We start from the raw sequence: 22,625 nt of genomic DNA on the forward strand, positions 1-22,625 counted from the left end.
AAATCTATATATTTATCCCGCTACCGTCTCCCAGGAGGGCGCCATGACGCTGCTCGACAGCGCAGCTCCACTTCGTCACGCCAACCGGTTCTACCTCGACGGGCGCTGGGAAACACCTTCGTCCGACAGTGGCGTCGACGTGATCGACGCGACCACCGAGCTGCCCTATCTGCGCGTGGCGGCGGCGCGGCCGGCGGACATGGCCCGGGCGATCGCGGCGGCCCGGCGCGCGTTCGACGAAGGCCCGTGGCCGCGATTGACCCACGAACAGCGGGCCGAATACCTGCGGGCCATGGCCGGCGGGCTGCGCGCACGCTCCGCGGACTTCGCCGACATCTGGCCACGCGAGTCGGGAATCCTGCATGAGCTGGCCTCGTATGTCGGCGAGGCGGCGGCCCGCCGCTTCGAGTTCTATGCGAATCTCGCCAGCACCTTCGCGTTCGAAGAACCGGCCACGCCGACGGCCGGAGGCGACTACGGGCTCCTGGTCCGCGAACCGGTCGGCGTGGTCGCGGCGATCATCCCGTGGAACGCGCCCCTCCCGCTCATCGCGGCCAAGGTCGCGCCCGCGCTGCTGGCCGGGTGCACGGTCGTGCTCAAGCCCGCGCCCGAGGCGCCGGGGGAGGCGTACGTCGTCGCCGAGATCGCGGAGGCGATCGGCCTGCCACCGGGCGTGCTCAATGTCCTGACCGCGCAGCGGGAGGCTTCCGAAGCGCTCGTCCGGGATCCGCGCGTCGACAAGGTCACCTTCACCGGTTCCACCACCGTGGGCCGCCGCATCGCCGCGCTGTGCGGGGAACGCATCGCGCGCGTCACGCTCGAACTGGGCGGCAAGAGCGCGGCGGTCGTCCTCGACGACTGCGACCTCGAGGCCACCGCTCGCGCGATCACTGAACAGGGCCGCTTTCTGTCGGGTCAGGTGTGCTCGTCGCTGACCCGCGTGGTGGTGACTCGCCGGCACCACGACGAGCTCGTGGCGGCCCTGGCCGCGAACCTGTCGGCGATCCAGGTGGGAGACCCCTTCCGGCCGGAGACCCAGATGGGGCCGCTCGCACTGGGCCGGCAGCGAGACGCGGTCGAGCGCTACGTCGCGATCGGCCTGGACGAGGGCGCCACCCTGGTCACCGGTGGCGGCCGGCCGGAACACCTCGACCACGGGTGGTACGTCGAACCGACCCTGTTCGCGGGCGTCGGCAACCGGTCCACGATCGCGCAGGCGGAGATCTTCGGACCGGTGCTCAGCGTGGTTCCCGTCGCGGACGAGGACGAGGCGATCGCGGCGGCCAACGACTCGATCTACGGCCTCAATGCGTCGGTGTTCACCGGAGATGTGGACCGTGCGCAGCGCGTGGCGCGCCGGCTGCGGTCCGGCACGGTGGGCCACAACGCGTGGCGTTCGGACTACGGGGTGGCGTTCGGCGGGTTCAAACAGTCCGGAATCGGGCGTGAGGGCGGAAAGGAAGGTTTGCTGCCGTATCTGGAAACCAAATTCGTCATCCTCGACGGCGCGCCTTCCGGGTCGCATTTCGCCTAGCGGAACTGATTCGTTGACACCCCCGCAATTTTGTATAGATTTTCATCGACGGACGTAATTCCCGATGTGGAGAGGCGGAACATGGGCGCACTCGACGGACGCGTCGCGATCATCACCGGTGCCGGCCGGGGAATCGGCCGCGAGCACGCGCGGCTGTTCGCCCAGGAGGGCGCGAAGGTCGTGGTCAACGACCTCGGCGCCACCGAGACCGGCACCGGCCGCGACATTTCCCCGGCGCAGGAGGTCGTTGACGAGATCAAAGCCATGGGCGGCGATGCCGTGGTGAACGGTGACGACGTCGCCGATTACGACGGAGCCAAACGGCTCGTCCAATCAGCGATCGACGCGTTCGGCACCCTCGATGTCCTCGTCAACAATGCGGGAATCCTGCGCGACCGGACGATCGTGAATATGACGGAGGACGAGTTCGACGCCGTGATCCGGGTGCATCTGCGCGGGCATTTCCTGACGCTCAAATGCGCCGCCATGTATTGGCGGGAACGGTCGAAGGCGGGCGAGCGGGTCCAGGCGTCGGTCATCAACACCTCGTCGACGTCGGGGCTGCTGTCCACCGGTGGCCAGGCGAATTACGGGGCGGCCAAGACCGGTATCGCCACGATGACCGAGATCGCGCAGAAAGAGCTCGGCCGCTACGGCGTGCGGGTCAACGCCATCGCCCCGGCCGCGGTGACCCGCCTTTCGGCGACGGTGCCCGGTTTCGAGGAGCGCCGGGAACGCAATCGGGCCGAGGCCGCCAAGACGGGCTTCGACAAGACCGACCCGGCCAACATTTCGCCCTTCGTCGCGTACCTGGCCACCGCTGACTGCCCTATCGCCGGGAAAACCGTGTTCGTCCGCGGCGGAACCGTGCAGCTGTTCCGCCCCTACACCGTCGTCGACAAGATCACGATCGACCGCCGGTGGACGATCGGGGAACTCGCCGGCGCCACCGCCAAATGGGGCGAGATCACCTGGAGCGACGAGATCGACCTCGGCTGAGCGCCGCGAATCGGAGGGCTACATGTCACTGCGCAGCGCCTCGCACGAAAGGGCCGGAACGCGATGAAGCTGGGGATGAACGTCGGATACTCGGGGGCGCGGCTCGAGCTGCCCCTGGACAACATCCTGCTCGCCGAACGGCTCGGTTACGACTCGGTGTGGACGGCGGAGGCGTACGGGTCCGACGCGATCACGCCGCTCGCCTTCATCGCGGCCCACACGAAGCGGCTGCGCCTGGGCACCTCGATCATGCAGGTGGCCGGCCGCCCGCCCGCGATGTGCGCGATGCAGGCACAGACCGTGGACGCGCTCGCGGGCGGCGGCCGGATGATCGCCGGGCTCGGTGTCTCCGGGCCGCAGATCGTCGAAGGCTGGTACGGCGAGCCGTGGGGGAGCCCCTATTGGCGGCTGCGTGACTACGTCGAAATCATGCGGAAGATCTTTGCCCGCAAGGGACCCGTCAGCCACGCCGGTCGCGAGATCGTGCTGCCCTATCCGGCCGGCGCCGAAGGATCGAGCGGGCTCGGCAAGCCGTTGAAGTCGATCCTGCACCCGAACCCGGATCTGCCGATCTGGCTCGGGGCGGGCGGGCCGGCCACCACCCGGCTGGCCGGCGAACTGTGCCAGGGCATCCTGCCGCTGCGTATGGCGGCCGACTCGATGACCGAGATCGGACCCTGGTTGCTCGACGGGTTTGCCAAGGCGGGCAACGGAAAGGGCTGGGACGGCTTCGAGATCAACGCCATGGTGCACGTCCGGCTGACCGACGACCTGGACGCGGCGATGGCCGAGAACAAGCGGCTGATCGCCCTCTATGCCGGTGGTATGGGTGCCCGCGAACAGAACTACCACAACCAGGACATGGTCAAGGCCGGCTTCGCCGAAGAGGCCGCGAAGATCCAGGAGCTGTTCCTGGCCGGCCGCAAGGAAGAGGCGGCTCGCGCCGTGCCCGACGCGTACATCGAGCGTCGTTCGCTGTTCGGCTCGCCGGACCGGATTCGCGACGGTTATGCGGCCTGGGCGGACTCCGGCATCACCGGTCTGATCGTCGTGACCGACCAGCCCGAAGTCCTCCGGTTGATGGCCCGGTTGGCCGAGCAGCGCCCGGCGATCGGGCCGGCCGCGGCGCTCGCGGCGGGAGGTGAGCGGCGATGAGCTTCGAGTTCCCCCTCGAACGGGGCAAGATCAGGGAGTTCGCCCGGGCCACGCACGCCGGGCATCCGGCCTACCGGTCCGATGACGCCGTGATCCCGCCGACGTTCCTCGCGGCGAGGGCGTTCTGGAAGACCGACGACGAGGACCCGGTCCCGGGTCTCGGGCTGGACCGCGGCCGGACCCTCCACGCGGGCGAGGAGTTCCGCTTCCACGGGCGTGTCCCGAGGGCCGGCGAGACGCTGCGCGTCAGCACCCGGATCGGCGAGGAGTGGCACAAGGAAGGCCGCCGTGGCGGCGCGCTCCGGTTCGTCACCGTCGTCACCGAGTACCGCGACGCCGACGGCGAACTCGTGGCCGAGTCGATCGCGACGGCCGTCGAGACCGCCAAACCCCCGGAAGGGACCTGAGATGGCTCGCGGATTGGCGGTCGGCGACGAGGCCACAGCTCAGGTGTTCGGTCCCGTGACGCGGGGCGACATCGTCCGGTATGCCGGCGCGTCCGGCGACTTCAACCCCATTCACTACGACGAAGGTTTCGCGACCGGCTCGGGATTCCCGACCGTGTTCGCGATGGGGATGTACCACGCCGGCATTCTTGCCGGGTTCGCCACCGAATGGCTCGGGGCCGAGCAGATCCGGCGCCTGGGCATCCGGTTCAAGGAGCAGGTCTGGCCCGGAGACATGCTGACCTGTCGCGGGGTCGTGACCTCCGTGTCCGAACGGGACGGTCACTCCTACGCCGAGGTCGGCCTCGAATGCGTGCGCCAGACCGGCGGCCTGGCCGTCGCCGCCACGGCCACGTTCGAGCTCGACCCGTGAACACAGCAACAAGGGAGAGACCATGGCTACTGACGCAACGATGTATGGCCCGGCACTGCGACACGGCATCTTCATGGCCCCGTTCCACGCCATGACCGAGAACGTCGCCTTGCGGTACCAGCTCGACTTCGAGCTGATCGAGCATCTCGACCGGCTGGGCTTCCACGAGGCGTGGATCGGCGAGCACCACTCGGCGGGGATGGAGACGATCGGCTCGCCCGAGCTGTTCATCGCGGCCGCGGCCGAGCGCACGAAACGGATCCGGTTCGGCACGGGTGTCGTGTCGCTGCCGTACCACAACCCGTTGATGGCGGCGGATCGCATGATCCAGCTGGACAACCAGACCCGCGGCCGGGTGATGTTCGGCGTCGGTCCGGGCCTGCTCGCTTCGGACGCCTTCATGCTGGGCATCGACCCCGAGGTCCAGCGCGACCGGATGGCCGAGGCACTGGACGTCCTCCTGCGGCTGTTCCGCGGCGAGGTGGTCACCGAGCAGACCGAGTGGTACACGCTGCGGGAAGCCGCTTTGCATTTGGCGCCCTACACCTATCCGCATCCCGAGGTGTGTGTCGCGAGCGCCGTGACCCCGTCGGGCGGTCGCCTGGCCGGCAAGTACGGACTCGGCATGTTGTGCGTCGCCGCCGGCGAAACCGCCGGTTTCGACGCGCTCGGGGTGAACTGGGGGATCGCGAACGAGGTCGCGGCCGAGCACGGGCACGAGATGGATCCGAGCCGGGTGCGGCTGGTGCTGGGCGTGCACCTCGCGGCGACGCGTGAGCAGGCGCGCCAGGACGTCCGGTTCGGGCTGAAGGAGCAGATCGACTACCTCAACAACAACATGCCGCGGCTGGTCGTCCCGGACGGGCAGGACACGGTCGACTGGTACATCGAGCGCCGGACGGCGGTCATCGGCACGCCGGACGATGTGATCGAACGGATCGAACGGCTGCAGGAGAAACACGGCCAGTTCGGCGCGGTGCTGCTGCTCGGGCACGACTGGGCGGATCGCGAGCAGACGATGAAGTCGTTCGAGCTCTACGCCCGCTATGTGATGCCCCATTTCGACCGGAGCAATGCCGCCCGGCGGAACTCCTATGAGTGGGTGACACGCAACCAGGCCGAGCTGAGCGGCAAACGCGAGGCCGCGGCGCAGAACATGTTCCGCCGCCACGAGGCCGAGTGGGCACAACGCGGCAAGACCAGCGCCGAGCGGCCCTCGGACGGCCTCGAAGCCACGTTCAACTAGACCCGGAACCCTGTAGCCCCACCGCGATTCATCGTCGCGGTGGGGCTTACCTGTATGCCGCCTTGAGTGTTCGCTCGATCGGTCCGCCCTCGGCGACGTCGCCGGCGGCCACGAGTTCGTCGACGCGCTCCGGTGCCACTCCGGCCTCGACCAGTACGGCCCGGGAGTGCTCGCCCAGGCCCGGCGGAACCAGTGGGCCGAAGCGGCCGGTGCGGCTGAACGTCGCGTACCGGCCGGGCGCCGAAATGAAGGAACGACCATCCGACGCCGGTACCAGGTGCAGGAACTCCGACTCCAGCAGGCGAGGATCGCGGATCACGTCACCGATCTTGCGGACGCGCACGGCCGGGACACCGGCGGCGGTCAGGGCCGCCACCGCGTCGTCGGGCTCCAACGCGAGCAGGGCGTCGGCGAGGTCGCCCCCGAACGCGGCCGTCAGCCGAGCCCGGGTGTCGTCATTGTCCGGGGCCTGCATACGAATCCACCCGTTCTTCACCGGATACATGCGGTCGTAGCGGCCCGGGCCCTTGTAGTCCGGCGCGCCGGCGGGGGAGTCGGCCGCGTCGGGGTAGGTCGTGAGTTCACCGCTTTGCAGGTAGGTCGCGGTGCCGATGAGCGAGTCGAAGATGTGCTGGCCCACTCCGGTGCGCAGCCGGCTGAAGATGCCCAGGGTGACGGCGACGGCCGACATGGCCGCGGTGGCATTGTCGTTGACCGCGATGGTGTTGACGACCGGTTCACCGTCTCCGCCCTCGGCCCGCATCATCCCGCACAGGCCTTGGATCACCACGTCGACGCCGCCCAGGTGGCTCATCGGGCCGGTGTGGCCATAGGCCGACATCGAGACGACGGTGAGCCGCGGGTTCACCGCCGCGAGGTGGTCGTAGTCGATTTCCAGTGCCGCTGTCGCGCCGGGCCGCAGCCCGTCGATCAGCGCGTCGGCGTGCCGCACGACGTCGTAGAACGCCGCCCGCCCGCCAGCCGACTTGAGGTCGATGGCCAGGCTTCGCATGCCGCGGCTGACCGCGTAGGCGTTCTGCCGGAACGGATCGCCGCTGACCGGCTCGACCCGGATGACGTCGGCGCCGAGTTCGGCCAGCAGGAACCCGGAGAACGGCGTCGCCACGAACGCACCCGTGACCAGCACCGTCAATCCGTGCAGCGGGCCCGGCCGGATCGGGCCTGCGATGGGGGCCGGCTGCTCGTCCCAGGGCGCGATGGTGTCGCAGCGGCCTCCCCATACCGGTGCCGGCCCGCGCACCCGCCCCGGTGTGGCGCTGAGCTGGATCGGGATTCCGGGCATGACGACCCGGCCGCGCTCGGGATCGTCGAGTTCCGCGCGCATGCCGATGGCGCGGATCTGGGGGTGATCGAGCCACTCCCGGCGATCCGCGACGATCGCATAAGGGATCCCCGCGGCGTCCAGTGCGGCGACCCAGTCCGTGCTCGGCGCCGCACGGAAGGCCTCCGCGACCTTCTCCCTGGCCCAGGCGAAGTTCTCCGGCAGCACGAGATTGTCGGTCAGGCCGCCCATCCGCGGCTCGGCGAGAATGTCGGAGATGCCGAGAATGCGGAGGAACTCGGCCTCGAACTTGCGTCCCAATGCGCCGACCGCGACCCACACCCCGTCACCCGCCTGGATCCGTGTGTAGGTGGGATGCCGGCCACCCAGACCGACGGCGGTCGAGAGATCCCCGGCATCGGGGTTGACGACGAGACCGGATGTGAGCAACTGCATGAGCCCGTTGACGCCGGACACCGTGACCCGCTGCCCGCACCCCGAGCGCTCCCGTTCGATCAGCGCGGCGACGGTGCAGGCCGTCGCCCACAAGCCCTGGCTGTAGAGCACGGTGGGGTAGACCGACTCCACCGGTTCCCCCGACGACGAGCTCTGTCGCCACGCCTGTCCGCCCAGCGCGGCGAGCAGCGCGGCCGACTCGTGGCCGCCGGCCCACGGGGTGCCGCCGGGCAGATAGGGCGGCATCTCGACCAGCACCAGGCGGCCGTTGTGGCGCAGCAATTCGCCCGAGTCGAGGCCGAGGGCGGCCAACTGTGGCGCTCCACTGGTCAGCAGGACATCGGCGCCCATGGCCTGGCGGCGCAGCCAGGAGAGTTGCGTGGCGTCCGACGAGTCGATCACAACGCCCCGTTTGCCCCGGTTCCACATCGCGAACCCGGTGTGGTGCCGCGCCGGGTCGGCGATGGCCTGTTCGACCTTCACCACATCGGCGCCGAAGTCGGCGAGGAACATGCCGACGATGGGTCCCGCCGTGCCTTCGGTCAGGTCCAGTACCCGGATGTCGTGCATCGCGCTCATGGCCACCTCGGTGCGAAAATCTATAGATAAGCCTAAAGTAGGTTCGGCACGAGGCGTCGTCAAGGATTGACTGCGGTGGCTGGTTTCTATAGATTTCCGTTGTGACGATGGACGGAGTTCCGGTGCCCACGCCGGAGTCGGCGCCCTTCTGGGCGGGCACGCTGCGGGGCGAACTGCGGCTACAGCAGTGCGACGACTGTGGCCGGCACTACTTCTATCCGCGAGTCTCCTGCCGTTACTGCGGATCGTCCCGGATCCAGTGGCGGCAGGTGTCCGGGCATGGCCGGCTGGTGTCCTACATCATCAACCACCGCCAGCCGGATTCCGCCGGCAGGCAACCGATCATCGCGCTGGTCGAGCTCGACGAGGGGCCGCGGATGATGACGAACATCGTCGGCGTCGACGCGGATCCCGACCTGTTGCCCCTGGACGCGCGCCTGACCGTCGAGTTCGAAGTTCGAGGAGACCAGGCGATACCGGTCTTCCGCCTGGAGGGCGCAGCCTCATGACCACGATGCATGGTGGCGGTGTCGTCATCGCCGGCGCCGCCGAGACCGACGAAGTAGGGGCGCTGCCCGAACATTCGGTGCTGCGGCTGCACGGCGAGGCGGCGCGCAACGCCCTCGCCGACGCCGGTCTCCAGCCCGGTGACGTCGACGGCATCGCGACCGCCGGCCACAACGTGGTCGAGATCGCGCATCACCTCGGGATCGCGCCGCGCTGGCTCGACGGCACCTCGGTCGGCGGGTGCAGCTTCATGCTGCACGTGCGCCACGCGGCGGCCGCGATCGCCGCCGGGGCCGCCGACGTCGTGCTCGTGACCCACGGGGAGTCCGGACGGTCCCGGGTCGGCGTCACGCCTTACAGCATCGGTCCCGATTCCCTCAAGGGGCAGTTCGAGGCTCCGTTCGGCTCAACCGCCCCGTTTTCGTCGTTCACCGTGCCGGCGCTGCGGTTCCTGCACGACCGCGGCATGAGCCGCCGTGACCTCGCCGCGGTCGTGGTCGCGCAGCGCGAGTGGGCGTTTCGCAATCCGCGTGCGTTTCGCAGGAAGCCGATTACGGTCGACGAAGTTCTCGACCGGCCACCGGTCGCCTATCCCTTCACCCGCGACATGTGCTGCGTCGTCACCGATGGCGGCGGCGCGCTCGTGCTCACCAGCGCCGAGCGCGCGGCGGATCTGCCCAACGGCGACAGGCGGGTTTACGTATTGGGCTCGGGGGAGGCGAGTGAGTCCTCGCTGGTGTCCCAAATGGACGATGTCTCCTCGTTCGGCGCGTTCCGGCGAGCGAGTGCCGAAGCCTTCGCCACCGCCGGAATCATGCCGGCCGACGTCGACCACCTCATGGCCTACGACGCGTTCGCGCACGTCCCGCTGTACATGCTCGAGGATCTCGGTTTCGTGAGTCACGGTGAATCGGGCGCGTTCGTCGCGAGCGGAAACACCGGTCCGGGCGGCACGCTGCCGATGAACACGAACGGCGGCGGGCTTTCCTACACCCACACCGGCATGTACGGGATGTTCGCGATCCAGGAGGCGGTGCGCCAGCTACGGGGCGAGGCACCGGCCCAGGTGCCCGACGCCGAGGTGAGTTTCGTGCAGGGCGTCGGCATGTTCTTCGGCGCCGCCGGCAGCCTCGTGTTCGCCAACCGCTTGCCGTAGAAGGGAAATGCCGTGACCGGGTTGGACGACTATCGCGAGCGGGCGCGCCGGTGGCTGGTGGCGAATGCCTCGCCGGGCGACGAGAACGAGTCCGAGATCGAGCGCGCCAAACGGTTCCAGCACGCGCTCTTCTCGGCCGGGTATGCCGGGATCACCTGGCCGCCCGAGTACGGCGGCCAGGGCCTGAGCACCGACGAACTGGTGGCGTTCAACGAGGCCGCCGCCGACTTCGAGCTGCCGGTCATCCCGCTGTCGATCGGCATGGGCATGGCCGGGCCGACGATCCTGGAATTGGGCACGCACGCGCAGAAGTCGCGATATATCCCCGCCTTGCTCCGCGGCGACGAGGTGTGGTGCCAGATGTTCTCCGAGCCCGATGCCGGGTCGGACGTGGCAGGCCTGCGGACGAAGGCGGTCCGCACCGACGCCGGTTGGCTGCTCGACGGGCGGAAGGTTTGGACGTCCAACGCGCAATGGGCCGACTTCGGCGTGATCCTGGCCCGGACCGATTCGAACGCGCCGAAACACCGCGGCATCACGATGTTCATCGTCGACATGCGCGAACCCGGAGTCACCGTCCGGCCCCTGGTCGTGGCGACCGGCGAGGCGCCGTTCAACGAGGTCGTGCTCGATGGGGTTCTCGTGGCGCAGGACGCGGTGCTCGGAGAAGTGAACCGCGGCTGGGAGGCCGCTGTGGCGATGCTGCGCCACGAGCGGGTTTCGATCGGCACGCGGGTCCAGAAGCGGGCCAACGCACTGGGTTTCGACAACCTCGCCGAACTCGCCCGGCGCCGGGGTGTCACCGGTGATGTGACGGTGCGGCGGCGGCTCGCCGAGGCTTACGTCCGCGAGTCGGCGGTGCTGGCCTATGGCCGCGTGCTGCAGGCCGAGGGCAAGGCCGGCATCGAGGTGGGACCTCGCGGATCGGTCGCCAAGCTGGCCGGCGCCGAGCTGAGACTGTGGCAAGCGAGTGTCGCCCAGGAAATCCTCGGCCCCGATGTGGCGCTCGGCGACCCCGAGTTCGACGCCGTCGCATTGGGCATGGTGGCCGCACCGGGTGTGGCGACCGCCGGCGGGACCAACGAAATCCAGCGCAACATCATCGCCGAGCGCATCCTCGGGCTGCCGAAGGACGGCGGGATCGCCGACCGGAACACGCCCTTCAACCGGATCCGCACGTCGCGTCGCGCCGGCCACGAAGCCGAGGGATGACGCGATGTCACTGGTCTATACCACTGAACAGGTCGAACTCGCCGAGGCGGTCCGGCGTTTCGTTGCCGAGCGGGCACCGCTTTCGGTTGTCCGTGAGGTCGCGGGCCGAGAGGCCCCGTTCGACGTGCCGCTCTGGCGAGCGCTGAGCGACGAACTCGGTCTGACCGGTGTGATCGTCCCCGCGAAATACGGGGGCGCCGGCGGATCGGTCGCCGATCTCACCGTCGCGCTGCGCGAACTCGGCGCCGGGTTGGTGCCCTCGCCGCTCGTGGCTTCCGGCGTCCTCGCCGCGACAGCTCTGCTGGCCAGTGTGGACGAGGACCTCAAATTCACCTGGCTGCCACGGATCGCGGACGGCTCGGTGATCGGCGCGCTGGCCGTCAGCGAGCCGGAAGTCGAGCCCTGGGTTCCGGCTCGACCGCGGACGGTGGTGACCGGCGACGGGTCCGGTCTGCGTGTGAGTGGCCGCAAGTCGGCCGTCCTCAATGGACCGGAAGCCGACATCCTGCTCGTTCACGCGGCAGACGGGGGAGAGGCCGGACTCTATCTGGTCGAGGCGTCCGCCCCCGGTGTGGTCGTCGAGCGGGCGAAGTCGATCGACCCGACCCGGAGTCTCGCGACCGTGACCTTCGAGGAATGCCTTGCTGTTCCTGTGGCCGGCGACGCGGCGGAGATCCTTGGCCGAGTCGTCGACGCAACCAATCTCGCACTGGTCGCCGAGCAGGTCGGCGCGATCAAGGCCTGCCTCGCGATGACCGTCGAGTACGCCCAGGACCGGTTCACCTTCGGCCAGCCGATCGGGGCCTATCAGGGGGTCAAGCACAAGCTGGCCGATCTGTACACCTCCTCGGCGCTCGCCGATGCCGCGCTGCGCACCGCGACCGAGGCCGCCGACCAGGACTCGGCGGAACTCGTGCTCGCGGCCGCGTCGGCCCGGGCCCTGACTTCGCCCGCCTATGTGCGGGCGGCCATGACGACCATGCTGCTGCACGGTGGTCTGGGCTTCACCTGGGAACACGACGCGCATTTCTTCTACAAGAACGCGATCGCGGGAAACGTGCTGTTCGGGGGAGCGGCCTACCAATTGGAGCGGGTGGCGACCAGCCTGAGTCTGTAAACGGTCAATGCGCGAGCAGCCCGTCGATGATGACGCGCAGCGCGCGCTCGGTGCTCGCCTGGCGGTGCGCCGAGTCGACCGAGGCGCGCGCTTCCGGGGCGACGATCACACCGTGGATCAGCGTGACGAGATCCTCGCCATCGATGTCCCGCCGGATCGCGCCGGCCGCTTGTGCCGGTTCCAGCAGGCCGGCCGCCGCCTTGATCAGGACCGTGTGACCCCACTCGGCGTTGCCTTCTGGATCGCTTTCCCGTAGCCCTTGCGAGATCAGGGCCGACAAGACGCCGCGCACCTCGATGCCCAGCGTGATGAACTCGCGCAGCCACTGGATCAGCGCCTCCCGCGGTTCTTCGGCTGCTGCCAGCTCGACCGCCCGCTCGGCGAAGCGGGCCGTGCGGTCCCGGTAGACCCGTTCGAACAGGTGCATCCGGCTGGGAAAATGCCGGTAGAAGGTCGCGGGTCCGACACCCGCCTCGCGGGCGACCTCCTCCAGCGCCACCGCGGGGCCGTGGCGCGCGATGAGCAGCTCGGCCGCGCGGACGATCTGTTCGATGTTGCGCTGCGCGTCGGCTCTCGGGCGGCGGCGCCGCGTCGACGCCGCGGCGTTGTCCGCCACCGAGTTTCTCCGTTCACTTGCGTTTGTGACTGATGCCACCCTACACTCGGATTAACTGATAGCCAACACTCACTTAGTGTCGGGAGCAGGCCTCACACGCTCGAGGAGGAGCGATGTCCACCAGCGAAGCCCACGGGCACGCGCCGGATACTTCGGTCGGTAAGGGCCTGATGGTCCTGGACGCATTGGCGCGCTCGCCCTCACCGCTCGGTATTTCCGAGATCGCGGCCCGGACCGGAATGGCGAAGTCCACGATCCACCGGCTGCTGAACACGATGGCCGGGCACGCGTATGTCGCCAAGGAAGGTGAGCGGTATCTGCTCGCGGAACGTGTTTTCGAACTCGGGAATCGGGTTCAGGTAGGTCCGGAAAAGGGGCTACGGGAGGCCGCCGCGCCCTATGTCGCCGAGCTGTTCGCGGCCACCCGGCAGACAATCCATCTCGCCGTTCTCAGCGGAGTCGATATCCTCTACATCGGCAAGGCCTCGGGAGTGGGGATGCCGAAAATGGCGACCCGGGTCGGGGGAAGGCGTCCCGCCTATGCGACCGGGCTCGGGAAGACCCTCGTCGCCTTCGCGCCCGAGGCCGAGGTCCAGCGCAACCTCGACCGGAAGTTCCGGCAGTTCACCGCCTACACGGTGCCGGACGGGCGGCGACTGTGGCAGTCGCTGGTCAGGGTCCGGGAGGCCGGTTTCGCCACCGACAACGAGGAGTCGTTCCTCGGTGTGACGTGCCTCGCCGCGCCGATCTGGTCGCCGGACAAGAGCCGGGCCGTCGCGTCGATCTCATTGTCGTCCACGGTTTCCGGCCATTCGCCGAACCGCTTCAAGACCGCGTTGCTGAATACGGCGAACCAGCTCTCCGATGCGTTGACGCGGAGTCGCGGCTGACGGGTTCTGTCTGACGGAACGATTTGGTGGCGCAATTCCAGCAATATCGCAAAGATGACCGGGTGCGGTAATTCCTGGTCTCCGGCTATCGCTCATCCTGAGGAGAAGGTTCGTGGGATACATCAGAGCTCTCGGCTATATCGGAATCGGGGCGAAAGATCTCGACGCGTGGCAGGAGTTCGCCACGCGGATCCTCGGCCTCCAGGTCACGCGCGTACGGGACGCCGAGAACGCCGACACACTGTTCCTCCGCATGGACTCCCGGCACCACCGGATCGCCGTGCGTGCCGGTGACGACGAACTGTCCTATGTGGGCTGGGAGGTCGCCAGTGAGGCCGACCTGGACCAGCAGGCCCGCGACCTGGAGGCCGCGGGAGTCGCCGTCAAGGAAGACCCGCAGCTCGCCGAGCTGCGTGGCGTCAACCGGCTCATCCGGGCGCAGGACCCCGCGGGTTTCCAGCTCGAACTCTTCTATGGCGCGGCCGTGGTGTCGACGGCCTTCGTGTCCCCGACGGGCGTCCGGTTCGTCACCAAGGACCCGAAGGGCAACGACCTGGGCCTCGGACACATCGTCCTGGTGGCCCCGAACGCCGACGAGATGATCGACTTCTATCTCCGCGTCCTCGGCTTCAAGGTGAGTGACTACATCACCTTCAAGCCCCTCGTGCTGACGTTCGCGCACGTCAATCCGCGCCACCATTCGCTCGCGTTCGCGCCCGCGCCGGAGGGGCGCAAGCCGTTCATCGACCACTTCATGCTCGAAGTCGACACCCTCGACGGGGTCGGCCGGGCGCTCGACCAGGTCCGCACAAGGGAAATCTCGGTGACGGCGAGCCTGGGCCGGCACACGAACGACGAGATGGTGTCGTTCTACATGAAGTCGCCTTCGGGGATCGGCGTCGAGTACGGCACGTCCGGCAAGTTGATCGACGACGAGACCTGGGCCGTCACCAATTGGGACGCCGCCCAGTTCTGGGGCCACGACCGCGACCACACCCACTGAGCGCCATCTCATCGAAGGGAGACGACCATGAAGGACACCACGAGCCCGGCGGATCAGCTGGACGAGCTCGTTTCGGTCGAGCGTGGCGAGATCGACCGGCGGATCTTCAGCGACCAGGAGATCTTCGACCTGGAGATGAAGCACATCTTCGGTCGCGCCTGGCTCTTTCTGTGCCATGAAACCCAGATCCCCAAGCGCGGTGACTTCTTCGAGGCGCCGATGGGAACGGACAACGTGCTCGTCGTCCGCCAGAAGGACGGCGGGATCAAGGCGTTCCTGAACACGTGCTCGCACCGGGGAAACGCGGTGTGCCGCGCCGAAGAGGGCAACGTCCGCAATTTCATGTGCACCTATCACGGCTGGACCTTCGGCCTCGACGGCGAACTCGTCGGCGTCCCCGGAAAGTCCCTTTTCTACAAGGACAAGCTCGACCTCTCCCGGTATCCGTTGCGCAAGGTCGCGCAGCTCGAGTCCTACCGTGGTTTCGTCTTCGCGACGTTCGACGAGACGGCTCCGCCGCTCGAGGAGTACCTCGGCCCGACCGGACGGCTTGGGCTCGACCTCCTCGCGGAGCGGGGCGACATCGAGGCGGTCCCGGGTGTCCAGAAGTTCGTGGTCGACACGAACTGGAAGTTCACCGTGGACAACGTCTTCGACTACTACCACCCGCAGATCACCCACATGTCGGCGTTCGCGGTCGGCCTGATCCCGGCGCCACCCGAGGACTTCGTCGACGGTGGGGCGAAGACCGAGAGCGGCGCGAATCTCGAGGTTCCTTTCCTGCCGACGGATCTGCACAACGTCGTCATGGTGGGCGAGTACGGCCACGCCATCTCGGGACCGGACCAGGACTCCCTGGAAGTGAACACCGGCACCCGGGACCCGTTCGCCTGGCGGTACAAGCCCGACACGGTGGCGAAACTGGGCAAGCACGGCAGCCGGGTCGCGGGTCACCCGCACATCTTCCCCACGACCTGGGTCACCGCCAACGGGCAGTTGAGCCTGCGGGTGCCGCGGAGCCCCGGGGTCACCGAGATCTGGTGGTTCTCCTTCCGGGACAAGAACGCCTCGCCGGAGCAGCAGGCCGCGCTGTTGAGCAACCACATTCACTTCTTCGGGCCCGCCGGGATGCTGGAGCAGGAAGACGGGGAGAACTGGGCTCAGTCGACCCTGCAGACCCGCGGTCTGCAGAGCCGGGAAATTCCCCAGCGGCTCAAGATGGGTCTCGGCACCTCGGAGATCATCAAGGACGACGGCCTCGCGGTCATCGACGCTCCGATCAACGAACACGCCCAGCTCTGGACCTACCACGCGTGGCGCGAATGGCTCCGCAACCCGACCTGGGAAGAGCTGCGGCAGCGCACGGTTCCGGGCGAGCGACTCTGAAGGGAGACACTGATGACGACCGACACCGCGGCCCCCGCCGCGAACCAGGCGCTCGAGGAAGTGCTTCTGCAGCACGAGGTCGAGCAGTTCTACTATCACGAGTCCACCTTGCTCGACAGCCACCGGTACGAAGACTGGGTGAGCCTGTTCACCGACGACACCCATTACTTCATGCCCCTGCGGCGGACCATGACCAGGCGCCAGCTGCACCTGGAATTCACGCGCCCCGGCGAAATGGCCTACTTCGACGAGAACAAGGAGTTCCTGGAGAAGCGCGCCCAGAAGCTGGCCACCGGGACGTCCTGGGCGGAGGATCCGCCGTCGCGGACCCGGCACCTGATCACGAACGTCCGGATCACCGAGAACACGGATACCGAGATGGTCGTGCACAGCAACTTCATGCTGTACCGGACCCGCCTCAAGGCGGACATCGACCAGTGGGTCGGGCGGCGTGAGGACACCCTGCGCCGGACCGGGGCCGGATTGGCGATCGCCCGGCGCTTCATCTATCTCGACCAGACGGTTCTCCAGTCGGCCAACCTGAGCAACTTCTTCTGATCCGTACCCGCTGTTGACCACGAACGAAAGCCCTCGCACCGATGACCTGGATACGCGCATGTTCCGTTGACGAACTCGATGACGGTGACGCGCTTCGGCTCGACACGACGCCGCCGATCGCCGTGTTCAATGTCGAAGGAGAGTTCCTCGCTCTTGCCGACGTCTGCACCCATGGCCAGTCCTCACTCGCCGACGGCTACATCGAGGGCGGCCAGGTCGAATGTGCCTGGCATTTCGCGAAGTTCGACCTCCGGACCGGTGCGGCGCTCACGCTGCCGGCCACCGCCCCGCTGTGCACGTACCAGGTCCGGATCGACGGCTCCGACGTCATGGTCGAGGCACCCGATGAGAACTGAAGATCGAGGTGACCGATGAACAAGCCGCGCTGCCTCATCGTCGGTGCCAGTGCCGCCGGTGTCGCCGTCGCTATTGAGCTTCGCAACAACGGATACACGGGCGCGGTCACCTTGATCGACGCCGATCCGAACCTTCCCTATGAGCGGCCGCCGTTGTCCAAGTCCGTCCTGGGCGCGGGCTCGCGCGGATTCGTTCCGATTCAACCCGCACCCATCTATCGCGACCTCGACATCGAGTTACGCCTCGGTGAGAAGGTGACGGCCGTCGATCCCGCGGCGCTCACGGTGCGTCTCGACGGAGGTGACGCCGTTCCGGTGAGCCGTCTCGTGCTCGCCACCGGACTGTCGCCCCGGCGGCTGCGAGTCGCCGGGGCCGACGCAGAAAACGTGCTCTCCCTTCGGGATGCCGCCGACGCGCGCCGGATCGCCGAAGAGCTGGCGAGCGGAGGTCCGCTCGTGATCATCGGTGCCGGTTTCATCGGGTTGGAGCTGGCGGCCGTCGCCCGGGAACGCGGTATCGACGTCACGGTGGTCGAGGCGCAGGCGCGGCCATTGACCCATGCTGTCGGCGCGGACGTCGCGTCCCTGCTGATGGAGCTGCACCGGGGTCACGGCGTCAAGCTCTTGACCGGCGCCACCGTCGCCGAGTTCGCGGGGTCGGCGGGCCGTGTCGAAGAAGTACGGCTCGCGGACGGGCGCCGCCTGCCGGCGTCCACCGTCGTCGTCGGTGTGGGAGTGGAGCCGCGCACCGAGCTGACCGTTTCGGCGCGGATTGAGGTAGATACTTTTGGTATCCCCGTGAACGAGTTCGGCCAGACGAGCCGTGCGTGGATCTACGCGACGGGCGACGTGGCCAGTCAGAATCACCCCGCATTGGCGCGCCGTGGTCGCATCGAGCACTGGGACACGGCGCAACGACACGGCGCTGCGGTCGGCGCCACGATCGCCGGGACCCCGACCCGGTATCGGGAGGCACCCTATGCCTGGTCCCATCAGTACGGCGCCACCCTGCAGATCGTGGGGCGCCCCCGCCCAGATGACGACCTCGTGCTGCGGGACGGCGCGTCGCCGGGGGAGTTCCTGGCCTTCTGGATCCGTGACGGCTATGTGGGGGCCGTCGCGGGAATGGCCGCCTCCCGTGAAGTCGGTGTGGTGAAAAGGCTGATGGCCGCACGGGTCCCCGTCGAACGCGCGCAATTGCTCGGCCGCGATCTCGATCTGCGCAGGTTTCTCAAGCAGCACCAGAACGCCGTCCGCGCGAACCCGGAATCCACATTGGCCAGTTAGGAAGGGCAAGCCGCCATGACCGAAGAGATCACCTACGACTCGACCTATCGTCTCGTCGACACCGCGGACTACCAAATCCAGGTGAACGAGGCTGGCGAGGGAGACCCGATCCTGCTGATCCACGGCTCCGGGCCCGGAGCCACGGGCTGGTCCAACTTCGAGCCGAACATCCGCGCGCTGTCGTCCTCCTACCGGTGCGTCGCGGTCACGATGCCGGGATGGGGTGACTCCAGCCCGCAGAGCGTCCAAACCGGACGCGATCAGGGCCGTGCCGTGGCGCAGCTGATGGACACGATGGGCATCGACCGCGCCGCGATCATCGGCAACTCCATGGGCGGCGCCGTCGGCATGGTGGTGGCGACCGAGCAACCCCAGCGGGTCTCCCACCTGATCACCATGGGTTCCGGGATCTGGGGCGTGAACGTGCTGTCCCCGGCCGGGTTGTCGGAGGGGATGCAGGCCCTCGTCGACACCTACGAGGATCCGTCCACCGAGAACTTCCAGCGACTGGTGAACGTCATGTGCTTCGACCCGTCGTTCGCCACCAAGGAACTCGCCGAAGAACGCTCGCGGAATGCGCTGAGCAAGCCCGAGCACCTGCGGAACTGGCTCGAGCTGATGAGGGCCGGCCTGGGTGGCACGGGCTTCGTGGAAGCGGGTCAGAAGATGGCGACGTCCACGGTGCCCACGTTGATCATCCACGGCCGTGACGACCGCACCGTGCACTACGAGATCAGCCTGCGCGCACACGCGGTCATCCCGGATTCCCGGCTGCTCATGTTCAATCGCTGCGGTCACTGGGCCCAGCTCGAACACGCCGCCGAGTTCAACGCCATCGTCAAGCACTTCCTGGAGCAGCACTGATGCCCGGTCGGCTCGCTGGACTGTCCACATTGGTCACCGGCGGCGGGTCCGGGCTCGGCCGGGCCATCGTCGAACGCTACCTCGCCGAAGGTGCGGTCGTGACGGTGCTCGAACGCTCGCCCGAAAAACTGCGCGACCTGGTCGCGTCCCATGGTGACAGCATCCGCCCCGTGCAGGGCGACGTCACTTCCGGCGAGGACAACGTCGCCGCCGTCGAAGCCGCTTTGGAGGCATTCGGAGGCCTGGACACCTTCGTCGGCAACGCCGGGCTGTGGGACTTCGGTAAGCCACTGCTCGACATGACCATGAACGACCTCGAACAAGGTTACCGCGAACTGTTCGACGTGAACGTCAAGGGTTACCTCGTGGGGGCGCGCGCGAGCGCGAAAGCGCTGACCGAGCGGTCCGGCTCGATGATCTTCACCCTCTCGAACGCGGCTCTCTTTCCCCGCGGTGGCGGCGTTCTGTACACCGCATCGAAACACGCCGGCGTCGGCGTGGTTTCCCAACTGGCCTACGAGCTCGCGCCCCACGTGCGCGTCAACGCGGTGGCGCCGGGTGGCATGGCGACCGATCTGCGGGGACCGGCGGCGATGGGGCTGGCCGATCAGTCCATAAAGGACATTCTTCCTGCCGAGGACCGGCTGAGGCAGTATTCCGCGCTGGACATCGCGCCCCGTGCCGAGGACTACGTCGACACCTACGTCCTGCTCGCGTCGCGCAACGAATCGCGGACCGTGACCGGGGCGGTGTTCGACGTCAGTACCGTCGGTACCCCTCGCCGCCCTGACGCCACTTCCTAGGAGCGCACGAATGAGCAAGCGCCGGTCGGACCGGCCTATTTCGGCGTGGGCACCGTTCGCCTACGGGGCGTTCCGGGTTCTTTTCGTCACCCAGCTCGTGGCGAACGTCGGGCGATTGATGCAGGCGGCGGGATCCGCGTGGAGTATCCAGGAACACGGCGGTTCCGCGGTGGAGGTGTCATTGGTCCAGACCGCGACGTACACGCCGCTCGTGGTGCTGGGTTTCGCCGCGGGGACCCTCGCCGACCGCGTGGATCGCCGCCTGCTGCTCGTGGCCTGCCAGGCGTGGATGGCCCTCAGTGCCACCGCCCTGTTCGTCGTGTCGCTGGCCGGTGGCTCCCAGCCGAACGTCGTCCTCGCGCTGACCTTCGCGATCGGCCTCGGCACAGCGCTGGCCGCGCCGACGTGGACGGCAATCCAGCCGGCCTTGGTGCCCCCGCATCTCGTCGGCCGGGCGATGGCGCTGAACGGGCTCACGTTCAACGTCGCGCAGGCACTCGGCCCCGCGCTGGCCGGCCTGGTCATCGCGGCCGTCGGCACCGGGTGGGTCTTCGCGATCAATGCCACCACGCTGTCCTGCACGGTGGTGACGCTCCTGGTGTGGCGGTCACCGGTCACCGCGCCGCGCCCGACGGACTCGTTCATCACCTCGTTCCGCTCCGGGATCCGGTGCATCACCACCGCGCCACAGCGTCAGATCCTGCTCCGGTACGCGGTCTTCTTCATCCCGGCGGCGTCGGTGACGGCCCTGATGCCGGTGCTCGCCGCGCATCGTCTGCACCTCACCGGTACCGGCTTCGGCGTGCTGATGGCGATGTTCGGCGCCGGCGCCGCGCTGTCCGTCGTGATCTGGCCCGCGGTCGAACGCCGCGGCGAGGAATGGGGAATGGTCCTGTCGACGGTTCTGCTGACCGCGGCGCTCATTGTTAGTGCGCTCGTGACCCAGCCGGTGGTGGTCGCGGCCGCGTTGCTGGTGGCCGGGATCGCGTACACGCTCGGCGCCACCGCGGCCGTCGTGGCCGCCCAGCGAGTGGTGGGCGAGTCGATGCGGGCGCGCGTGATGGCCGCCTACGTCGTCACGTCGGGCACGGTCGTGGCCGCGGCGAGCGCCCTGTGGGGCCTCGTGGCGAAGCTGGGGGTGGCGAAGGCGCTGGGGATCGCCGCTGTCCTGGCGGCGCTCAGTTTCCTTGCCCGGCGCCGCTTGCCCCTTCCCGACCGGGACGAGCCGGCGGTCGCGTCCGCTTTGGACTGAGCTTTCCGCGGCCCATGTTCTCCCTACCGGAACGCTTTACTCGCCTGACGAGTGCGCGGGATCACATACTACGTCGACGAGAAGGAGCGACCCATGACCGAGAGCGCGATTCCGAAACTCGACCATCCGGCCAGGACTCAGGGCGCGACACGAGGGCGGGGTCCGCTGATCGCGGTCACCGCCATCATCGGTTTCAGCGCGAGCGCGGTGATGTTCATGCTCACCCCGCTCCTGCCCGTTCTCCAGCAGGAATTCCACCTGTCGGTCGGCGACATCGCCTGGGTACTCACACTGCTGCTCATCGGTGGCGGCGTCAGCACGATTCTGCTGCCGCGGTCCGCGGATGTCCTCGGCGATCGAGGGGCGGCGACGCTCGGCACCGTACTGCTGGCCATCGGGGCGGCCATTCCGGGAATCTTCGGTACCTATCCCGCGCTCCTCGCCGGGGCGGGAATCATGGGACTGGGCACCGCGGCCAGCCAGGTCGGCGTCGGCACCTTGCGGCGGCATCTGGGCGAGGCCTCGATCCGGACCGCGGTCACCGTCACGCAGGTCGCGCAGGCGGTCGGGGCAGGCGTCGGCCTTGTCGCGGGTGGACTGTCGTTGAGTCACCTGTCGATGCAAGGATTCTTTCTCGGCGCGACCGTGGTGTACGCGGTCGTCACACTTCTCGCCTGGGTCGTCATCCCGAGCGGCGCGCGTGTCCGCAGCGCGGGGTTCGGCATCGGGAACCTGGCGGTCCTGGTCGCGTGGATCGTGGCGTTGCTGTACGGGATCAAAAGCGCGGCCGCCGACGGGATCACCGAGCCGAAGGCACTCGGGTTCGGCGCCGCGGGCCTTGCCGGCGCGGCGGTGTGGATCTTCCTGGAGTCGCGTAGCTCGTCACCGGTCTTCAAACTCGAGCTCTTGAAATCCCCGACGGTGGCGCGAACCGTACTCGCCGGATTCACCATCGGGCTGGCGATCCAATCCGTCACCTTCCTCATCCCGTTCTACGTGCAGATGTCCGCACGGTCCGGCTACGGGTTCGGCTACGACGCGCTCGACACCGGGCTGGTTCTCCTGCCCTATTCGATTCTCGGCGCGGTGGGCGGAGTCGCGGGCGGGCTGCTGATAGCTCGTACCCGCCCGCTGCTCATCGCCGGTTTTGGCGCGATCTGCCACGCCACGGCCGCGGCCGTGTTCATCACGACCATTTCCGGTGCGGGCTCCGTCGTCGTCGCGGCCTCGATCTACGGCGTCGGCGGCGGCCTGGTCGGGGTCGGTCTCTTCGGCGCGATCCAGAAATCGGTGCCACGAGAACTGGCCGGCATGGGCACGAGCATGATCGGCATCATCCTCACCATCTCCGGCGCGCTGGGCCCCGCCGTGTATTCCAGCATCCTTCAGGCGAAAAGCGTCGCGGGCCTGCCCGGCGTCCCGGCGCAAAGCCAGTTCTTCATCTGCTTCGCCGTCGCCGGGATCTGCGATCTCGTGGTCGCCGCCGTCTGCCTGACCGCGCGCCCTCGCCCGGTCCTCGCCGCCGTCGACCAGCGGTCGTCCCGCTGA

General features: G+C 68.2%; 22 protein-coding genes. 20 read left to right on the top strand and 2 right to left on the bottom strand.

The genetic code is table 11. The features are described from left to right. Positions 1-43 precede the first annotated feature (43 nt). The 6 genes from LOZ83_RS28180 (at position 44) to LOZ83_RS28205 (ending at position 5,753) form a co-directional block, all read left to right on the top strand. On the top strand, positions 44-1,534 hold the full coding sequence (locus LOZ83_RS28180) for an aldehyde dehydrogenase (RefSeq protein WP_236794724.1): 1,491 nt from the start codon (positions 44-46) through the stop codon (positions 1,532-1,534). 81 nt (positions 1,535-1,615) lie between these two features. After that, positions 1,616-2,533, top strand: a complete 918-nt coding sequence (locus tag LOZ83_RS28185) for an SDR family oxidoreductase (protein ID WP_236794725.1) — start codon at positions 1,616-1,618, stop codon at positions 2,531-2,533. A gap of 75 nt (positions 2,534-2,608) precedes the next feature. Beyond that, on the top strand, positions 2,609-3,688 hold the full coding sequence (locus tag LOZ83_RS28190) for an LLM class F420-dependent oxidoreductase (protein ID WP_236794726.1): 1,080 nt from the start codon (positions 2,609-2,611) through the stop codon (positions 3,686-3,688). Beyond that, a complete protein-coding gene (locus LOZ83_RS28195; RefSeq protein ID WP_236794727.1) occupies positions 3,685-4,095 on the top strand; it encodes a MaoC family dehydratase N-terminal domain-containing protein in 411 nt (136 codons plus the stop codon). The genes LOZ83_RS28190 and LOZ83_RS28195 overlap by 4 nt, the downstream gene beginning before the upstream one ends. A gap of 1 nt (position 4,096) precedes the next feature. Then, positions 4,097-4,507 (top strand): MaoC/PaaZ C-terminal domain-containing protein, encoded by a 411-nt coding sequence (locus tag LOZ83_RS28200; RefSeq protein ID WP_236794728.1) that lies wholly within the window; start codon positions 4,097-4,099, stop codon positions 4,505-4,507. A 22-nt stretch (positions 4,508-4,529) separates the two neighbouring features. Next, positions 4,530-5,753, top strand: coding sequence for an LLM class flavin-dependent oxidoreductase (locus tag LOZ83_RS28205; protein WP_236794729.1), 1,224 nt, complete (start codon positions 4,530-4,532; stop codon positions 5,751-5,753). A gap of 46 nt (positions 5,754-5,799) precedes the next feature. On the opposite strand, the gene LOZ83_RS28210 is transcribed toward LOZ83_RS28205, so the two are convergent. Beyond that, positions 5,800-8,070, bottom strand: a complete 2,271-nt coding sequence (locus LOZ83_RS28210; RefSeq protein ID WP_236794730.1) for a CoA transferase — start codon at positions 8,068-8,070, stop codon at positions 5,800-5,802. A 107-nt stretch (positions 8,071-8,177) separates the two neighbouring features. Here LOZ83_RS28210 and LOZ83_RS28215 point away from each other — a divergent pair, with 107 nt between their 5' ends. The 4 genes from LOZ83_RS28215 to LOZ83_RS28230 are packed head-to-tail and all read left to right on the top strand — an operon-like array spanning position 8,178 to position 12,062. Next, positions 8,178-8,579 carry a Zn-ribbon domain-containing OB-fold protein gene (locus LOZ83_RS28215; protein ID WP_236794844.1) on the top strand — a complete coding sequence of 134 codons (402 nt, stop codon included), beginning with the start codon at positions 8,178-8,180 and terminating at the stop codon, positions 8,577-8,579. Beyond that, positions 8,576-9,733: a thiolase gene (locus LOZ83_RS28220; RefSeq protein WP_236794731.1), complete on the top strand. Its 1,158-nt coding sequence runs from the start codon at positions 8,576-8,578 to the stop codon at positions 9,731-9,733. The genes LOZ83_RS28215 and LOZ83_RS28220 overlap by 4 nt, the downstream gene beginning before the upstream one ends. A gap of 12 nt (positions 9,734-9,745) precedes the next feature. Next, positions 9,746-10,945 (top strand): acyl-CoA dehydrogenase family protein, encoded by a 1,200-nt coding sequence (locus tag LOZ83_RS28225; protein ID WP_236794732.1) that lies wholly within the window; start codon positions 9,746-9,748, stop codon positions 10,943-10,945. A gap of 4 nt (positions 10,946-10,949) precedes the next feature. Then, on the top strand, positions 10,950-12,062 hold the full coding sequence (locus LOZ83_RS28230; protein WP_236794733.1) for an acyl-CoA dehydrogenase family protein: 1,113 nt from the start codon (positions 10,950-10,952) through the stop codon (positions 12,060-12,062). 4 nt (positions 12,063-12,066) lie between these two features. Here LOZ83_RS28230 and LOZ83_RS28235 read toward each other — a convergent pair whose 3' ends face one another. Further along, positions 12,067-12,678, bottom strand: coding sequence for a TetR/AcrR family transcriptional regulator (locus LOZ83_RS28235; protein ID WP_236794734.1), 612 nt, complete (start codon positions 12,676-12,678; stop codon positions 12,067-12,069). A 113-nt stretch (positions 12,679-12,791) separates the two neighbouring features. Between LOZ83_RS28235 and LOZ83_RS28240 the strand changes: the two genes are divergently transcribed. The 10 genes from LOZ83_RS28240 to LOZ83_RS28285 all read left to right on the top strand — a co-directional run bounded on the left by LOZ83_RS28240 (position 12,792) and on the right by LOZ83_RS28285 (position 22,625). After that, the gene (locus LOZ83_RS28240; RefSeq protein WP_236794735.1) at positions 12,792-13,568 is read left to right on the top strand and encodes an IclR family transcriptional regulator; all 777 of its coding nucleotides are present in this window, start codon (positions 12,792-12,794) and stop codon (positions 13,566-13,568) included. Between the two features lie 112 nt (positions 13,569-13,680). Beyond that, positions 13,681-14,571, top strand: coding sequence for a VOC family protein (locus LOZ83_RS28245; RefSeq protein ID WP_236794736.1), 891 nt, complete (start codon positions 13,681-13,683; stop codon positions 14,569-14,571). Between the two features lie 27 nt (positions 14,572-14,598). Continuing rightward, positions 14,599-15,957 carry a Rieske 2Fe-2S domain-containing protein gene (locus LOZ83_RS28250; protein ID WP_236794737.1) on the top strand — a complete coding sequence of 453 codons (1,359 nt, stop codon included), beginning with the start codon at positions 14,599-14,601 and terminating at the stop codon, positions 15,955-15,957. A gap of 12 nt (positions 15,958-15,969) precedes the next feature. Beyond that, positions 15,970-16,515, top strand: a complete 546-nt coding sequence (locus tag LOZ83_RS28255) for a 3-phenylpropionate/cinnamic acid dioxygenase subunit beta (protein ID WP_236794738.1) — start codon at positions 15,970-15,972, stop codon at positions 16,513-16,515. Between the two features lie 41 nt (positions 16,516-16,556). Continuing rightward, a complete protein-coding gene (locus tag LOZ83_RS28260) occupies positions 16,557-16,871 on the top strand; it encodes a bifunctional 3-phenylpropionate/cinnamic acid dioxygenase ferredoxin subunit (RefSeq protein ID WP_236794739.1) in 315 nt (104 codons plus the stop codon). Positions 16,872-16,886: 15 nt separating this feature from the next. Then, positions 16,887-18,158, top strand: a complete 1,272-nt coding sequence (locus LOZ83_RS28265) for an NAD(P)/FAD-dependent oxidoreductase (protein ID WP_236794740.1) — start codon at positions 16,887-16,889, stop codon at positions 18,156-18,158. Between the two features lie 15 nt (positions 18,159-18,173). After that, a complete protein-coding gene (locus LOZ83_RS28270; RefSeq protein ID WP_236794741.1) occupies positions 18,174-19,022 on the top strand; it encodes an alpha/beta fold hydrolase in 849 nt (282 codons plus the stop codon). Continuing rightward, the gene (hcaB, locus tag LOZ83_RS28275; protein ID WP_236794742.1) at positions 19,022-19,825 is read left to right on the top strand and encodes a 3-(cis-5,6-dihydroxycyclohexa-1,3-dien-1-yl)propanoate dehydrogenase; all 804 of its coding nucleotides are present in this window, start codon (positions 19,022-19,024) and stop codon (positions 19,823-19,825) included. Before LOZ83_RS28270 ends, hcaB begins: the two co-directional genes overlap by 1 nt. 10 nt (positions 19,826-19,835) lie before the next feature. Continuing rightward, positions 19,836-21,077, top strand: coding sequence for an MFS transporter (locus tag LOZ83_RS28280; protein ID WP_236794743.1), 1,242 nt, complete (start codon positions 19,836-19,838; stop codon positions 21,075-21,077). Between the two features lie 93 nt (positions 21,078-21,170). Beyond that, a complete protein-coding gene (locus tag LOZ83_RS28285; protein WP_236794744.1) occupies positions 21,171-22,625 on the top strand; it encodes an MFS transporter in 1,455 nt (484 codons plus the stop codon).

It is taken from the genome of Amycolatopsis sp. GM8, assembly GCF_021653975.1.
GTDB lineage: Bacteria > Actinomycetota > Actinomycetes > Mycobacteriales > Pseudonocardiaceae > Amycolatopsis_E.